This window comes from Streptomyces sp. SID13031, from assembly GCF_010548305.1.
Lineage (GTDB): Bacteria > Actinomycetota > Actinomycetes > Propionibacteriales > Kribbellaceae > Kribbella.
The window spans coordinates 179,195-193,513 of the sequence record NZ_JAAGLV010000009.1 but is presented as its reverse complement, the minus strand read 5'-3'; the positions used below and the strand labels follow the sequence as shown (position 1 = coordinate 193,513).

The 14,319-nt window shown below is 67.7% G+C and carries 14 protein-coding genes; 8 read left to right on the top strand and 6 right to left on the bottom strand.

Annotation, left to right across the window (positions count from 1 at the left end):
• Positions 1–29: 29 nt before the first annotated feature.
• Genes G3I17_RS19565 through G3I17_RS19550 form a run of 4 tightly spaced genes read left to right on the top strand, consistent with a single transcriptional unit; the run spans position 30 to position 3,092 of the window.
• Positions 30–770: an amidohydrolase family protein gene (locus G3I17_RS19565; RefSeq protein ID WP_164598264.1), complete on the top strand. Its 741-nt coding sequence runs from the start codon at positions 30–32 to the stop codon at positions 768–770.
• On the top strand, positions 767–1,555 hold the full coding sequence (locus G3I17_RS19560; protein WP_164598262.1) for an amidohydrolase family protein: 789 nt from the start codon (positions 767–769) through the stop codon (positions 1,553–1,555). The genes G3I17_RS19565 and G3I17_RS19560 overlap by 4 nt, the downstream gene beginning before the upstream one ends.
• Entirely contained in the window at positions 1,552–2,340 is a 789-nt protein-coding gene (locus G3I17_RS19555; protein ID WP_203590464.1) for an SDR family oxidoreductase, read from the top strand. The genes G3I17_RS19560 and G3I17_RS19555 overlap by 4 nt, the downstream gene beginning before the upstream one ends.
• A complete protein-coding gene (locus G3I17_RS19550; protein WP_164598260.1) occupies positions 2,337–3,092 on the top strand; it encodes an SDR family NAD(P)-dependent oxidoreductase in 756 nt (251 codons plus the stop codon). The genes G3I17_RS19555 and G3I17_RS19550 overlap by 4 nt, the downstream gene beginning before the upstream one ends.
• Positions 3,093–3,115: 23 nt before the next feature.
• Here the strand turns inward: G3I17_RS19550 and G3I17_RS19545 are convergent, their stop codons facing one another.
• The 5 genes from G3I17_RS19545 to G3I17_RS19525 form a co-directional block, all read right to left on the bottom strand.
• Positions 3,116–3,841: a DsbA family oxidoreductase gene (locus tag G3I17_RS19545; RefSeq protein WP_164598258.1), complete on the bottom strand. Its 726-nt coding sequence runs from the start codon at positions 3,839–3,841 to the stop codon at positions 3,116–3,118.
• Between the two features lie 90 nt (positions 3,842–3,931).
• Positions 3,932–4,729 (bottom strand): alpha/beta hydrolase, encoded by a 798-nt coding sequence (locus G3I17_RS19540; RefSeq protein WP_203590463.1) that lies wholly within the window; start codon positions 4,727–4,729, stop codon positions 3,932–3,934.
• Between the two features lie 141 nt (positions 4,730–4,870).
• Positions 4,871–5,578: an alpha/beta hydrolase gene (locus G3I17_RS19535; RefSeq protein ID WP_164598256.1), complete on the bottom strand. Its 708-nt coding sequence runs from the start codon at positions 5,576–5,578 to the stop codon at positions 4,871–4,873.
• Between the two features lie 137 nt (positions 5,579–5,715).
• Positions 5,716–8,427, bottom strand: coding sequence for an AAA family ATPase (locus G3I17_RS41685; RefSeq protein ID WP_164598254.1), 2,712 nt, complete (start codon positions 8,425–8,427; stop codon positions 5,716–5,718).
• 90 nt (positions 8,428–8,517) lie between these two features.
• The gene (locus G3I17_RS19525) at positions 8,518–9,777 is read right to left on the bottom strand and encodes an ArgE/DapE family deacylase (protein WP_164598252.1); all 1,260 of its coding nucleotides are present in this window, start codon (positions 9,775–9,777) and stop codon (positions 8,518–8,520) included.
• Between the two features lie 258 nt (positions 9,778–10,035).
• Between G3I17_RS19525 and G3I17_RS19520 the strand changes: the two genes are divergently transcribed.
• Positions 10,036–10,500, top strand: a complete 465-nt coding sequence (locus G3I17_RS19520) for a hypothetical protein (protein ID WP_164598250.1) — start codon at positions 10,036–10,038, stop codon at positions 10,498–10,500.
• Between the two features lie 81 nt (positions 10,501–10,581).
• Here the strand turns inward: G3I17_RS19520 and G3I17_RS39905 are convergent, their stop codons facing one another.
• On the bottom strand, positions 10,582–11,142 hold the full coding sequence (locus G3I17_RS39905) for a hypothetical protein (RefSeq protein WP_203590462.1): 561 nt from the start codon (positions 11,140–11,142) through the stop codon (positions 10,582–10,584).
• On the opposite strand from G3I17_RS39905, the gene G3I17_RS39900 reads away from it, so the two are divergent.
• From G3I17_RS39900 to G3I17_RS19505, 3 genes are read left to right on the top strand one after another with little or no spacing between them, the layout of a single operon-like run.
• Positions 11,114–11,749, top strand: a complete 636-nt coding sequence (locus G3I17_RS39900; RefSeq protein WP_203590461.1) for a hypothetical protein — start codon at positions 11,114–11,116, stop codon at positions 11,747–11,749. The genes G3I17_RS39905 and G3I17_RS39900 overlap by 29 nt on opposite strands.
• Positions 11,750–11,753: 4 nt before the next feature.
• Positions 11,754–12,848 (top strand): hypothetical protein, encoded by a 1,095-nt coding sequence (locus tag G3I17_RS19510; RefSeq protein ID WP_164598246.1) that lies wholly within the window; start codon positions 11,754–11,756, stop codon positions 12,846–12,848.
• Entirely contained in the window at positions 12,848–14,281 is a 1,434-nt protein-coding gene (locus tag G3I17_RS19505) for a hypothetical protein (protein ID WP_164598244.1), read from the top strand. The genes G3I17_RS19510 and G3I17_RS19505 overlap by 1 nt, the downstream gene beginning before the upstream one ends.
• Positions 14,282–14,319 lie beyond the last annotated feature (38 nt).

Sequence of the window (14,319 nt, the reverse complement as noted above, 5' to 3'; positions counted from 1 at the left end):
TGGACGGGATCGATGAGGGAGGACTGCAGATGATCTTCGACATGCACATGCACATCGAGGAGAGCACGGCGCTCGGCTGGCAGATGTCCGCGGCGGACTGTATCCGCGCGATGGACGAGGCAGGTGTCGAACGGTCGGCGGTGATGACGCTGACGGACCTGCCGGGCCTGAACCCCCAGGGCCTCGAGCTGATCGCCGAGGCGTGCGAGCACTACCCCGACCGGCTCTACGGCTTCCTCCGGTTGAACCCGGCGCACCTGGAAACCTCGAAGCAACTGCTGAAACAGGCCATCACCGAGCTCGGCTTCAAAGGACTCAAGCTGCACCCGGTATCGACCCTGCAGCACCCAGGTGGGGTGGCGACCATCGAGCTGATCCGGCTGGCCGGTGAACTCGGCGTGCCGACGCTGTTCCACTGTGGCGACGAGCCACTGAGTACTCCGCTGTCGATCGCCCAGGCCGCGGCCGCGTGTCCCGACGCGACCATCATCCTCGGCCATATGGGCGGCTACTTCCACGTCGACGAGGCGCTCGACGTCGCCGAGCGGTTCCCGAACATCATCCTGGAGACCTCTGCGATGCCCTACCCGGACAAGATCCGGACCGCGGTCGAGCGGGTCGGCGCCGAGCGCGTCGTCTTCGGCAGCGATGGTCCGGTGAGCTCGCCCAACCTGGAGAAGCAGAAGGTGGTCATCGCCGGGCTCGGCGAGGAAGCGGCCGGCCTGGTGCTGGGCGGCAACGCCGAGACGCTGCTGGGGCTGGCGGCATGACGAACATCGATGGGCTGCTGTTCCTCGGAGTCTCTCACTTCGGCTATCAACTCGACGCCGCGGACGCGCTGACAGGGATGGACGCGGTCGGCACGGACGTCGCCATCGCGGCACCCATGCATCCGCACCGCAGCGGCTTCACCGCAGCCAACGACGCGCTCGCCGAAGCCGCGAGCAAGTCGGACGGCCGGCTGATCCCGCTCTGCCGGGTCGATCCCTGGGAGGGCGAGGCCGCGATCGCCGAGCTGCGGCGCGCGGTGGGCGAGGGGGCGCGAGGCCTCTTCCTGCATCCTTCGGAGGAGCGCTTCCGGATCAACGACGACGTTCTCGTCCGGCCGATCGTCGAGTGCGCAGCCGAGCTGGCCGTACCGGTGATGGTTGCCGCCGGCTACCACCTGTTCGCCGAACCGTTGCAGCTGGGAGCGGCGGCGGAGTGGACCCCGGACAACACGTTCGTGCTGACCAACGGTGGTCAGTTCAACATCTCCGGGATGTCCCAGTTCGATGCGCAGCTGGCGTTGGGTAACGCCAACGTTCACGTGCACACCAGCGGCATGTACCGCGAGGACTTCCTGGAGGGCGTGGTGGCGAAATTCGGGCCGGAGCGGCTGCTGTTCGCTACCGCCGCACCACTGTTCACGATGGAGTACGAACGCCTGCGGGTCGAGCTGGCGCATTTCACCGACGCGGAGGCCGAGCTCATCCTCGGCGGCAACACAGCCCGCATCTTCGGCGTCGGCTCCGGCGTCGGCTCCGGTGTCGGCTCTAGCGAGGTGATCGTGTGACCACGGAACCAGTCCGGACCACCGGCGTACCGATCGCCTCGTTGGACGGCATGACCGCCCTGGTGACCGGAGCCGCCAGCGGGATCGGCGCCGCCATCGCCCTCGCGTACGCCGAAGCCGGCGCGCGGCTGTGTCTCGTCGACCGCACCGGTGGACCGGCGCTGGACACAGTGCGGAAGCGGTGCGCCGAATTCGTCAGTGAGGTGGTGACCGTGCAGGCCGACGTGTCCAGCGAGTCTGACGTCGAGCGGATGTTCGGTGAGGCGCGCGATGCTTTGGGCGCCGTGGATGTCGTGGTGAACAACGCGGGCATCCTCACCGAGTCGCCCGTGCTGGAGATGCCGACGGCGATGTTCGACGAGATGATCTCGGTCAACCTGCGTAGCGTCTTCCTCTGCTCGCGGGCCGCGCTGCCGCCGATGCTCGAAGCGGGCTTCGGCCGCATCATCAACATCGCGTCGCAGGTCGGTCAGCGCGGTGGGGCCGGGCTGGCCCACTATGCCGCCGCCAAGGCCGGTGTTATCGGTTTCACGCGTTCCCTGGCACGTGAGGTCGGTGGCACCGGAATCACCGCCAACTGCATCGCACCCGGACCGATCAACACCCCGCTCGGTGGCGCGCTGTCGGACGAGTGGACGCGGACCCTGATGGCCGAGCTGCCGTTGAAGCGATCGGGCGAGCCCTTCGAGGTCGCCCCGACGGCCGTGCTGCTGGCCAGCGAACCCGGCGGCAACCTCTACACCGGTCAGACCCTCGGCCCGAACAGCGGACACGTGATGCTGTGAAGGTTCTGCTCGTTACAGGAGCGGCCAGCGGCATCGGCCGGGCGACCGCTCTCCGCGCAGCAGCGGCCGGCTACGCGGTCGCGGTCGGCACGTTCAAAGGCGATCCGTACGACGTCGAGCCGGTGGTGGACGAGATCATCGCCGCCGGATGCCGAGCCATCTCGGTGCAGGCCGACGTCCGCAGTACCGAGGAGATGTCTGCCGCTGTGCAGGCGACGGTGGCGGAGTTCGGTCGGCTGGATGCGGTAGTGGCCAATGCCGGCGTGCTGAAGTTGGCGCCGCTCGAAGTTCTGACGGACGAGGACTGGTACCGCATTCTCGATATCGATCTGACCGGTGTGATGCGGACGGTCCGGGCCGCGGTTCGCGCGCTTCCAGCCGATGGAGCTGTAGTGGTTGTGTCCAGCATCGCCGGGGCGGCAGTCGGGTGGTCCGGCCATACGCCGTACACGTCCGCCAAGGCCGGTCTGATCGGGTTTGTCCGGAGCGCGGCGCTCGAGCTGGGGCCGCGCAGGGTCCGGATCAACGCGGTGCTGCCTGGCGTGATCGAATCGCCACAGTCCCTGGACCCGGTGAACTCGGGCGGTCCGGGCGGCCTCGAGCGCTCGGCTCCGACGATTCCTCTTGGCCGGGTCGGTCAGCCGGCCGATGTCGCCGACGCGATCCTCTTCCTGCTCTCCGACTCGGCCCGCTACGTGACCGGCCAGGCCTTGACTGTCGACGGCGGTCTGACAGCCGCCTGGCCGACCTGAAGCGGTGACAACAGGTCAGAGGCTCAGATCGCGCAGCCGTCAGGCCCGCAGGCGGCGTCGTCGGTGGTACCGGGAGTGGTGATCAGGGTCACGGCCGGCTTGTCGGCGGCCGCCCGCCGGATCGCCTCCTCGAAGACCTCGACCGGCTGGGCGCCGCTCACGCCGTACTTCTGGTCGATCACGAAGAAGGGCACCCCGTTCGCGCCGTACGCGAGCGCCTGGGCCTGGTCGGCCGCGACGTCATCCGCGTACGTCGTACCGGCGAGCACCTCGGTCACCTGGTCCTCCGGCAGGCCGGTCTCGACCGCCAGTCTGGTCAGGGTCGCGTGGTCGCCGACCGGGAGTCCATCGGTGAAATAAGCCTTGAGATAACGCTCCTTGAGCCGGTCCTGGGTGTCAGCCGGTACTTGGCCGGCCTCGGCGAGCTCGAGCGCGAGGTGCAGGACGCGATGCGCGTCCAGGGTGTTCGCCGATTTGGCGTCCTCGAGGTGGAACTCCAGCCCGGCCGCCGCCGCGCTCGTTGTCACGTGCGCGTTCGCCTGCTCGCCCCACTCGCGGCCCCGGCCGTACTTCTCACCGAGCCGCAGGGCCAGGTCGCGCGGGTCGTCGTTCGTGGACGACGGGTCGAGCTGGAAGCTGTGCCAGACGATCTCGGCCGGTTCGCCGGTCGCGGTCAGGGCCTGCTCCAGATGCCGCTTGCCGATGTAGCAGAACGGGCAGACGACGTCGGACCAGATATCAATACGCATAAAGATGAAGAACTGTCAGTGACGCCGCTGTATTCCCAAGAACGCGCAGCCCCGAGGTTCCGGGACTGCGCGTCTTGGGCTGGAGGATGGTCAGTTGGTGGTGGCGGCCTTCTCGATCAGCTTGGTGACCGGGGTCGGCTCGGAGATCATCACCAGGTGTGAGGCGCCCTGGACCTTGACGATCTTGGCTCCGGCGCGCTGCGCCATCCACAGCTCACCGGCCGGGGCGATCGCACGGTCCTTGGTCGGCACGATCGCGTACTTCGGCAGATCGGCCGGCGCCGAGGTGGCGATCGTCTCGGTGAAGGCCGCGGCCGCGATCGGGCGCTGGGAGGCGCCGAGCAGCGACTGCTCGCGGTACGGCAGGTCGTCGGCGAAGACGGTCCGGAACGACTCGGGCTTCATCGCCAGGTCGACGCCACCGGCGTACGAGATGACGTTGGTGGTGTCGGGGCCGATCTCGCTGCCCGGGAACTTGGCGTTGAGCGCGCCGACCGTCTCACCGGCCTGCGGGATGAAGGCTGCGACGTACACGAGCGCCTTGATGTCCGGGGTGGAGGCGAGCTCGGTGATGATCGCGCCGCCGTAGGAGTGGCCGACCAGGACCTTCGGGCCGGGGATGCCGGCCAGTACGCCGGTCAGGTAGCTGGAGTCGCTGCCGGGGCCGCGCAGCGGGTTGGCCGGGACGACGACCTTGTAGCCGTCGTGCTGCAGCTTCTTGGTGACCTCGTTCCAGCTGCCGCCGTCGGCGAAGGCGCCGTGGACGAGGACGATGGTCGGCTTGGGCTGACTGGGGTGCTTGTCGGTGGTGGCAGTTGCGGCGGTGGCTCCGGTGGCCAGCAGGGCGGCGCTGGCGGCGATGACGAGGACGCGGCGAAGGGGATTCATTGCTCTATCTCCTGGTTGTTTTAAGGCTTGGTTTCAGGCTTGCGGACAAGGGGTGGTTCAGAGGTTGGTTCGAGGCTTGGTTCGAAGCGATGTTCGAGGCTTGGTTCGAGGCCTTGTTCGAGGTGATGTTCGAGGCTTGGTTCAGAGCGCGGAGGCGATGAAGTCGGCGACGGCCTTCGGCTGGGAGACCGAGACGGCATGCGAGGCGTCGACCTCGATCGTGGTGCCGCCGGCCCGCTTCGCCATCGAGCGTTCGCCGTCGGGGTGGATGGCCTGGTCGCCGGTCGCGATCAGGAAGTGGGTCGGCAGGCGCTTCCAGCTCGCGGTGCCGGCCGGCTCACCGAACGCGGCGGCGGCGACTGGGCGCTGCGAGCGGGCCATTACGGCGGCCGGGGCGTCCGGTACGTCGGCGGCGAACAGCTTGTGGAAGGAGTCGGTGGCGATGGTCAGCCAGACCTCGTCGCCGCCGTCGGTGGTCGGCAGGACGTGCGGGGCCAGGCCGGAACCGAAGTCGGTGGCCGGGAAGCTCTCGTTCAGGCCGCCCAGGGTCTCGCCCTCGTCCGGCGCGAAGGCCGCGATGTAGACCAGGCCGGTGACGTTGTCGGCCTCGTTGGCGGCGGCGGTGATCACGGCGCCGCCGTACGAGTGGCCGACCAGGACGACCGGGCCGTCGATCTCGCGGACCTGGGCGGCGAGCCGGCTGCCGTCGCGGGCGGCGCCGCTCAGCTCGTTGGCCGGGGCCAGGGTGGGGATGCCGCGGGCGGTGAGGTCGGCGACGACCTCGTTCCAGCTGGACGCGTCGGCGAACGCGCCGTGGACCAGGACGACGGTGGTGGCTTTCTCGCTCATCTTTTGTTCCTCGTTCTCTTCCGGTGGGATTTCCAGCACCGCAATAGAACCTCGCGGGGATGAACCCGCGAATCGACCGAACAGCGGAAGTCGAGTGAGTGCCTGGCCGGGGTCAGCTCAGCCGGTGCACCCAAATCTCATGCGTTTGGGGGAGAGGTGAACCGTTCGAGCACCAGCCGGGTCAGTTGCACCCGCGAATTCACCCCGAGCTTGCCGAAAGCCGCCCGCAGGTGGGTACCGACCGTGCTGGCCGACAAGACCAGCTCATCGGCCGCCGACCGGTTCGTATGCCCCTCAGCCACCAGCAACGCCACCCGCCGCTCCATCGGCGTCAACGCCTCCCACCCCGACACCGGCCGGGTCTGCACCGCAGCCCATCTGCGCCGCCGTACCCCTGCGGCTTGAAGCACAGCCTGAACCTTCGCTGCCGGCGCGGTTGCCCCCAGCTCGGTGAATCGCTGGAGCGCACGCTCCAGCGCGGCCACCCCCACAGCTCGCTCCCCGTGCGCCAACTCAGCCCTACCGAACAGCTCCTCGGCCATAGCCGGCAGCAAACCCCGGGGCGATCCCTGCAGCCCATCTACAACCTCCGCCAGCCGCGCCCGCGACGCTGCCGCGCCGGTATCGCCGTGCTCGCCGTCGTCGCCGGAGGGGGATGGTGGGGTGGTGGCTTTGGGGTTGGGGGGTGTGGGGTAGTGGGTGAGGGTGATCCACTCTGCTACGAGTGTGGCGGTGGATTGGAAGGTGAGGGTGGGGGTGGCTGTTGCTTGGGCTGCTAGGAGGTCTGCTGCTTGGGTGGCGATCTTTGGGTCTGGGGTGGCTGTGGCTGCCTGGATGAGGAGGGCGTGGCGCTCGGGGTAGTCGAGAGGGGTGTCCAGGAGACGGGCGGCTGCTGAGGTGTCGCCGTCGGCCAGTGCGAGCAGGGCGTGGATCTGGGTGTCGGCGGCTGCTTGGCCGCGAGCCTCGGAGAGGCGGCCCTGGAGGAGAGCTACCAGGGCGAGTACCTGGCGGGCGATGGGCTCTGAGGAGACGTCGTGGACTTCGCCGCTCCACCGGATGCAGGTGTGGGCTGCGTCGGCGGCACCGGAGAGGTTGCCGGTGGCAAGTTCCAGTTGCGCGCGTAGTGCGGACAGCTGCGGCGCCAGCCAGGAGTCGCTGGCGCCGAGGAGTTCCTTCAGGCGGTCGAGCGCGCGCACGAGGTCGTCGGCCTGTGCCTGGCAGAAGAGCTCGGCGATCTCGATGTGGATCGCCGGGTGGCTCCCGACCTGCTCACCGGCGGCCACTCGCGCCTGGCGATAGAGGTCGCGCGCATCGGCGTACCGGCCGGCCCGCTGTGCTTGCTCGGCGGCGGCCAGGTGCTGGATCCCGGCCGCGACCGGGTCGCTGGACTCGAACGGTTCCTCGAGCCGGGCGAGCACCCGATAGGACCTGAGTCGCTCCGCCAGTGGCGCCGACGCCCCCGGTACTTCGAGTTCGCTCTGACCCAGTCGACCAGTAGCCCAGCGATGCGGGAGCAGTCGGAGCATGAGCGACGCCCGCAGGTCGGGCGATACCGGTCCGCTGTAGAGCGCCGTACCGCCCAGCAGGTCGGCAGCGAACGCCTCGGCCTCCGCGAACTGCCTGGTGATGAGCAGGATCGCCACTACGTCATCGCCGACCTCTAGCCGGAACTCGTCGTCGACCAGCGTCAGCTCGAACGTCTGCCGGATCACGTTGAGCGCAGTGATCGACATAGTGGCCAGCAGCTCCTGGGCCGCCTTCCGGAGGGTGTTGATGGCTCCGACGTCACCAGTAGCGGCCGTGGCCAGGATGTGCGGTGCAGCGGCCGACGCACCCTGCCCACTGGCCAGCAGCTGATCCGCTATAGCCCTGTGGAGCGCCCGCTGCGCCGATGGCGGTACCTCGGCGAGTACTGCGGCCCGCAGCAGCTCATGCCGGAAGCCGAGCGTAGAACGCCCATCAGCCAGCAACCCAGCGCGGATAGCCTCCTCCAGCGGCCCGGACAGCTTGGCGATCGGCTCGCCCATCAGGACGGCGACATCCTCCAGCTGGAACTCACTACCGAAGACAGCCGCAGTACGCAGCAGCGCCTGGCACAGCTCCGTAGTACTGCTGACTCGCCGCCGCACCCCTTCCACCAGCCCGTCCGGCAGGTCCGCAAGGTAGAGCCCGGCCACCAGCTGCTCAGCCAGGAACGGAACCCCCTGTACTCCGCCCAGCCGCACAGTCAGCGACGGATCAACAGGAGTGCCGAGTCGGTCAGCCGCCAACTCCAGGACGGCCTCAGTGCTCAGTGGAGCCAGCTGGATCGCATGGACCGGTACCTGGCCTCGTACAGCGTCAATGAGCTGGTCGAACAACGCACCTGGCGCAGGGCGGGTCGCGAGCAACCACATCACCTTCGCCCGGCTCAGTCTCGCGATGACGATCCGGAGTACGAAGTTGGTCAGTGGGTCGGCCCACTGGGCGTCGTCGAGGACGACCAAGGCCGGTGCGCCGTCCAGCCGACGGCCGATCAGGTCCGCGAGCCGCTCACCCAGCCATAGCGGCTGCCCGTTGAGTGCGGCGAGCTCCAGGAAGTGGTCAGTGCTGATCAGCGGCTCAGTCCCGGTCCGGAGTGCAGGAGCCAATGAAGCGAGTGGGCTGAGCTCATCTGTCTGGTGAGCCGCTGCCTGCGCGACGAGCAGCCCACGGCGCTCCGCCTGCTCCACGAGGCCCCGCACGAGCGCCGACTTGCCGATACCCGGCTCACCCGTCACCACGGTCAGTGAGGCCTTGCCACTCTCCGCCGCGCGCATTGCCTCCAGCAGTTGGCCCAGCTCAGCTGAGCGTCCCCGCAGCGGTCCCATGCGCAATTTCTACCACTGCGGACCAGCTACCCAGGCGTACTGCGGCCAGCTACCCAGGCGTACTGCGGCCAGCTACCCGCGTACTAGCGGTTAGCTACACCGCCGTACTGCGAGCAGAGCGTAGGCGCGGGCGCAGTGGAGGACCTCGGCGAGCAACACGTGCTCGTCGGTCGCGTGGGCATAGCGGACGTCGCCTGGACCGTACTGCAGCGTGGGGATGCCCGCAGCGGCGTACTGGCGCAGGTCAGAGCCATACGGCCCACCCTTCACCTCCGGTACTTCGGTAGCTCCCGCGGCCGTTGCTGCCTGCAACATGTCGTCGAGCAGCGGGTCGCCCTCCGGTAGCAGCCCGGACGTGAACACCCCGCCGGGCCAGCTGACCTTGACCGGGTGGTCGCGCAACCACTCGTCGCCCGAGCAGGCTGAAGCGATCGCCTGCTCGAACGCCTGCCGAGCCTCGGCCACCGGCTCGCCCAGCCGTACGCCATACCGGCCCTCGGCGATGAGCAGGTCGGGGACGGTACTGGCCCAGTCGCCGGCCTGGATCGTGCCGACCGAGAGCGGGTTGGCGAGGTCGAGGTGCTTGAGCAGCGGGTGCGGGTCGCGGTTGCGCTCGATCTCCAGCGCGACGAGCGACTGCTGGATCACGGCGAACTTCTCGATCGCACTGACGCCGCGAGTACGGGTCGAGCCGTGCGTCGCGAGACCGGGGATCTCCAGGCGGAAGGTGAGCGATCCCGCGTTCGCCGGGATGACGCCGCCGGCGGTCGGCTCGGCGATCACGCAGGCCTCGCCGGTGTGGCCGCGCTTGAGCGTCCCGAACGCGCCCAGCCCGCCGTCCTCCTCGCCGACCACGGTGTGCACGGCGAGTGGCTTGGTCAACGTGATGCCGGTGGCGGCGATCGCGGCTACGGCGCCGATGATCGCCGCCAGACCGCCCTTCATGTCGCAGGTCCCGCGACCCCACATGATGCCGTCGCCGACGCGCGCCGAGAACGGGTTGCCGCCCGGCCAGAGCGCGATGTCGCCGACGGGCACGACATCCACGTGTCCGTTGAAGATTAGCCCCGGTGTGCCGCCGCTCTGGAGCACACCAACGCAGCCCCACGCCTCTTCCCGGTCGACCTCCATTCCGGGGAAGTCGGAGTCTGCGGTGATCGACGGCAGATCCAGCTGCCAGTGATCGACCGCCATCCCGAGCTCACCGAGACGCTCCGCGCACCAGGTCTGGATCTCGCTCTCGGCCGAGGTCCCGTCGACGCTGGGTATCCGTACCAGGGTCTGCAGATCGGTGACGATCTGCTGGTCGTCGACCGCCGCCAGGACGGCTTGCTCGATCTCGGAGGTCATCCTTCGGTCTCCCGATATTTCGGCCGGCGGCGCGGGCCGAAGTCGCCGGGGCCAGGCCCGGCTGAACCATACACACGTGTACAGGCCTTCGGTACCACCGATCACCCGTCAACCGAACTACCCGATCGGTGGGCGAACTGCACCCGATCAGCCGACAGGAACGCACCGTGACCACTGTCACTCTTCGTGATGTCGGTCCGGCCCTGGATCGGAGCGAAATCGCACTTCGGATCCCCTCACGGGGAGAGGAGAACCACAATGCGTAACAAGAAGAAGATCCTCGTCGCGGCCGCCGCGGTAGTCGTCATCGGCGCCGGCTCGGCCTTCGCCTACTGGAGCACCGGCGGGTCCGGCTCCGGCACGGGTAGCACCTCCGCCGGCGCGAGCGACCTCACCGTCGAGCAGACGACCGTGTTCAATGCCTTCTACCCGGGCGGCGCGGCGCAGGTCATCAACGGCAAGGTCACGAACAACGCCGCCAGCAGCGCGTACGTCAACACCGTCACGGCGAGCATCTCGAGCGTGACCCAGGCGGTGGGCGCTGGTGGCACCTGCGACGCCAGCGACTACACGCTGGTCCCGTCGACCACGCCCGTGGCGAGCGACATCGCCCCAGGCGGATTCCATACCTTCACCGGCGCGACGTTGAAGTTCAACAACAAGACCACCAACCAGGACGGCTGCAAGGGCGCGACGGTCAACCTCGCCTACGTCAGCAACTAGTTCGACCCACGCGTTCACGGGACCGGGCGTGGAGGGATCGCCCGGTCCCGTGAACGCGGCAGCACGTCGTCCTCCCACGTGTCATGGCAACCGAAAGGAGTAGGTGCAGATGTCGCCCAGGCGAGTGTTTTCCGCCGTTCGGTCTGCCAATGCCGCCACGAAACTCTTGCTCGCCGGGCTGTTGTTGCTGCTGAGCGCGGCCGGTATGGCGTACGCGGCGCAGCCCGCCAAGCCCGGTATCACCCTCGGGATCTCACCCGCCAGCCAGTCCATCACGCGCGGCAAGGCCGCCACGTACACCGTGGCGATCACCTCGACCGGCGGGTTCACCGGCAAGGTGACACTGACCGCGAGCGGCTTGCCCAGCGGAGCGTCGGCGGCCTTCAGTTCGTCTTCGGTCACGCTGACCCCGGGCGGTACAGGCACGTCGACACTGACCGTCAACACCACGTCGAGTACGCCGATCGCGTCGAGAACGATCACGGTCAAGGGCGTCAGCGGCACGGTGAACGGTACGGTTTCCGCTGGCCTGACGGTGAATCTGCCCTTATCGAGCTCCTTGACGATGAGTACGACGCCGGCTTCCGTGACGATGGCGGCGGGCTCTACCGCCGTGTACAGCGTGCAGCTGGCCCGCACCAACTTCCCCGGCGCAGTCACGTTCGCAGTACTGGGAGGCCTTCCCTCCGGGGCGACGGCTACCTTCACGCCGAACCCGGCAGCCGGGAACACCTCCACACTGCAGATCAGCACACCCGCCACCGCGGGCAACGGCAGCTTCACCTTGTTTCTCGTGAGCTACGGCAAGAACCTGAGTGGCAGCACGCAGTTCGCGTACTCGAGTGTCAATCTTGTCGTCACCGCGAGTGGCAAGCCCTTCACCATTTCAGGGAATCTCTCCGACGCTCTGGCGCCTGGCATCTCCCGTCCGCTGAACCTCACGCTGACGAACCCGAACAAGAAGCCGCTGTCGGTCACCAACCTGACGGTGACAGTGCAGACGGTGACCCGGACGGCGTACGCGATCGCCCACAACCAGCCGTGTACAGCGGCCGACTACCCGGTCGTGCAATACAGCGGCACTTATCCGCTGACAGTGCCGGCCAACGGCAGTACTTCGTTGGCCAGCCTTGGCGTCAGCACGTCCGCCCGGCCGAAGGTGTCGATGCTCAACACTGCGCTGAACCAGGACGGCTGCAAGGGCGCCACCCTCAAGCTTGCCTACTCCGGCTCAGGTCAGGGGAGCTGAACTCATGATCCGCAGACGCTTGCTTCTCCTGCTCGGTGTCATCGTCGCTCTGCTGACGGCGACTGGAGTGGCCCTCGCCTTCTGGACCACCTCCGGCACCGGTACAGGCAGCGCGATGACAGGCACGCTGGCCTCGCCGACCAACGCTGCTGGCGTAGCAACACCCGGTAGCGGAACAGTGGCCGTCAGCTGGACCGCTTCGGCCGAGGCGACCGGGTACTACGTCACCCGGATCCGCAATAGCGACAGCTCGTCAGCTGCTGCGTGCGGTACGTCTTCCGCGCTCACTGCGGCCGGTACGTCGTGTAGCGACCTCGCTGTGGCGGACGGGCTCTACCACTACACAGTCACCGCCGTACTCGCCAGCTGGACGGCTACCAGCGCCTCGAGCGCGAACGTCACCGTCAACAGCACCAGGCCCGCCGTCACGGTCAACCAGACAGCGGGCCAGGCCGATCCGACCAAGAACGCGCCGATCAACTTCACCGCCGTCTTCGACACCGTCGTCACTGACTTCACCAGCGCCGACGTCACCGTCGCACCCGGTACTGCGACAGCGGTCGTCACCGGCAGCGGTACGACGTACAACATCGCAGTCAGCGGGATGACCGTTACCGGCACCGTGAGCGCGTCGATCGCAGCGAACACCGCGCACAACGCAGCAGGCGCAGGCAATACCGCCTCCACCAGCACCGACAACACAGTCACGTACGACGTAACCGCGCCAACAGCCGCCGCGCCGGGTGCCACTGCCGCCGTCACCTTCGGCACCACCCCACTCTTCGTCAACAACGAGGTAGTAACCCTCACAGACGCGGCGACCGACACCGGCACAGGTGTCGCCTCCGTCAGCTACTACTACTGCACCGGAGCCACCGGCACCTGTACCAGCGCGACCTGGACCGGCATCGGGACTTCCACGGTCTCAGCGACCAACTTCCCGGTCTCCACCTCCGCGCTCGCGGCAGACGGCCCTTACCGAGTCGTCGCAGTAGCCACCGACGCTGCCGGCAACACCACCACAAGCGCAGCCACCGCCATCACCGTGGACATCACCCCACCAACCGTCACCCGCCCGACCGTGAACGGACACTCCTGATGACCACCTTCAGAACTCCGGGGCACTGGCTGACTTGGCTGATCGCCGCCCTCGTCACATCGCTGGTTGGAATCACCATCGGCATCGCCAACGGCACCGCCGCCTTCGCCGCCGACAATGTCAGCGGTGTCACCTTCGCGGGGTCGACGCTTGTAGGCAAGGCACCAGCTAGCTGGACCGTCGGATTCACGACCAGCAACGGGAATGGCGCGCTCGCTGCAGGCGGGACCATCACCGCCAAGTTTGATTCGGCCTTCACCGTCACCGGCGGCCTGAGCGTAGCGCTGAGTTCCGCCTTCGGCGGCTGCTCGGCGACGACGGCGAGCGGGTCTTCTTCAGGTGCGGTCACGATAGTTCTGGCGGGCGCTCCATGTGGACTGGCGAAGAGCACCTCCGCAACGCTGACGATCGCAGGGATCATCAATCCAACCCCGGGCCCCTACGCGAACACCACCTTCAGCGTTGCCACGTCCAGCGACGCTCCCGCCATCTCGCCGTCCGCGGGGGTGACCATAGTCGCGAGTACAGCCACGAAGTTGGCGTTCACCCAGCAGCCGGTGGGCGCGAGTCCCGGTATTGCGTTCACTACCCAGCCAAAGGTCACCGTGCAAGATGCCTTCGGTAACACCGTCACCACTGACAGCTCGGTGGTGACCCTGTCCATCACCTCAGGCACACCGAGCACCGGCGGCCCAGGGGTCTTCACCTGCGGTACGCCTACCAGGTCCGCTGGGGTGACTACCTTCTCCGGATGCCAGATCAGCACCTCTGGCATTGCATACAAGCTGCATGCCGTCGACGGGACCTTGGCCGCGGCAGACAGTGCGGCGTTCGACGTCACTGGGCTCGCCAGCGAGCTTGTCTATGTTCAGGGGCCGTCGTCTGTGGCTGCTGGTGCGGCTATTTCGCCGGCGATCACGGTTCAACTCCAGGACTCGATTGGTAACGCCGTTGCTACTTCGGGGGTCAGCGTCACGCTCGCCGTGTCTGCCGGAGTGATTGACGGCGGGGCTTCGGCGACGACCGACGGTGCGGGGCGGGCCACCTTCAGTAGTGTTGTCATCAATACCGCCGCGGTGGGGCTCACCATGACGGCGTCTGCGAGCGGGCTGACGGCTGCGCCGGCGTCGGCAGCCTTCAACGTGACCGTTGCCGTGAGCAACGGGGCTGCGCTTACCGACACTGTGAACGACGGCAGCGGGTCTGGTGTGAAGACGGTTTCGTATTACTACTGCGCGGGCTACATCGGCAGCTGCACGAGCGCTAACTGGACGCCGATCGGTTCCTCGATCACAGCAGCAGGGAACTATCCCGTGACCTGGAGCGGTCAGCCCACCACCAACGGCGCGTACCGGCTGGTGGTTGTCGGTACCGACAATGTGAACAACATCAGCCAGGCGAGTGCCTCGATCCCCGTCACAGTGACCAACTAGCTGTTCCTCCGCCGCGAGGAGGAACAGCTAGTCGGCTG

What these genes read in the sequence shown, in the direction of transcription:
- G3I17_RS19505 (WP_164598244.1), top strand. Translation starts at nt 12,848, where the DNA reads ATGACCACCTTCAGAACTCCGGGGCACTGGCTGACTTGGCTGATCGCC.
- G3I17_RS19535 (WP_164598256.1), bottom strand. Translation starts at nt 5,578, where the DNA reads ATGAGCGAGAAAGCCACCACCGTCGTCCTGGTCCACGGCGCGTTCGCC.
- G3I17_RS19565 (WP_164598264.1), top strand. Translation starts at nt 30, where the DNA reads ATGATCTTCGACATGCACATGCACATCGAGGAGAGCACGGCGCTCGGC.
- G3I17_RS19540 (WP_203590463.1), bottom strand. Translation starts at nt 4,729, where the DNA reads ATGAATCCCCTTCGCCGCGTCCTCGTCATCGCCGCCAGCGCCGCCCTG.
- G3I17_RS19525 (WP_164598252.1), bottom strand. Translation starts at nt 9,777, where the DNA reads ATGACCTCCGAGATCGAGCAAGCCGTCCTGGCGGCGGTCGACGACCAG.
- G3I17_RS19510 (WP_164598246.1), top strand. Translation starts at nt 11,754, where the DNA reads ATGATCCGCAGACGCTTGCTTCTCCTGCTCGGTGTCATCGTCGCTCTG.
- G3I17_RS19545 (WP_164598258.1), bottom strand. Translation starts at nt 3,841, where the DNA reads ATGCGTATTGATATCTGGTCCGACGTCGTCTGCCCGTTCTGCTACATC.
- G3I17_RS19560 (WP_164598262.1), top strand. Translation starts at nt 767, where the DNA reads ATGACGAACATCGATGGGCTGCTGTTCCTCGGAGTCTCTCACTTCGGC.
- G3I17_RS19520 (WP_164598250.1), top strand. Translation starts at nt 10,036, where the DNA reads ATGCGTAACAAGAAGAAGATCCTCGTCGCGGCCGCCGCGGTAGTCGTC.
- G3I17_RS41685 (WP_164598254.1), bottom strand. Translation starts at nt 8,427, where the DNA reads ATGGGACCGCTGCGGGGACGCTCAGCTGAGCTGGGCCAACTGCTGGAG.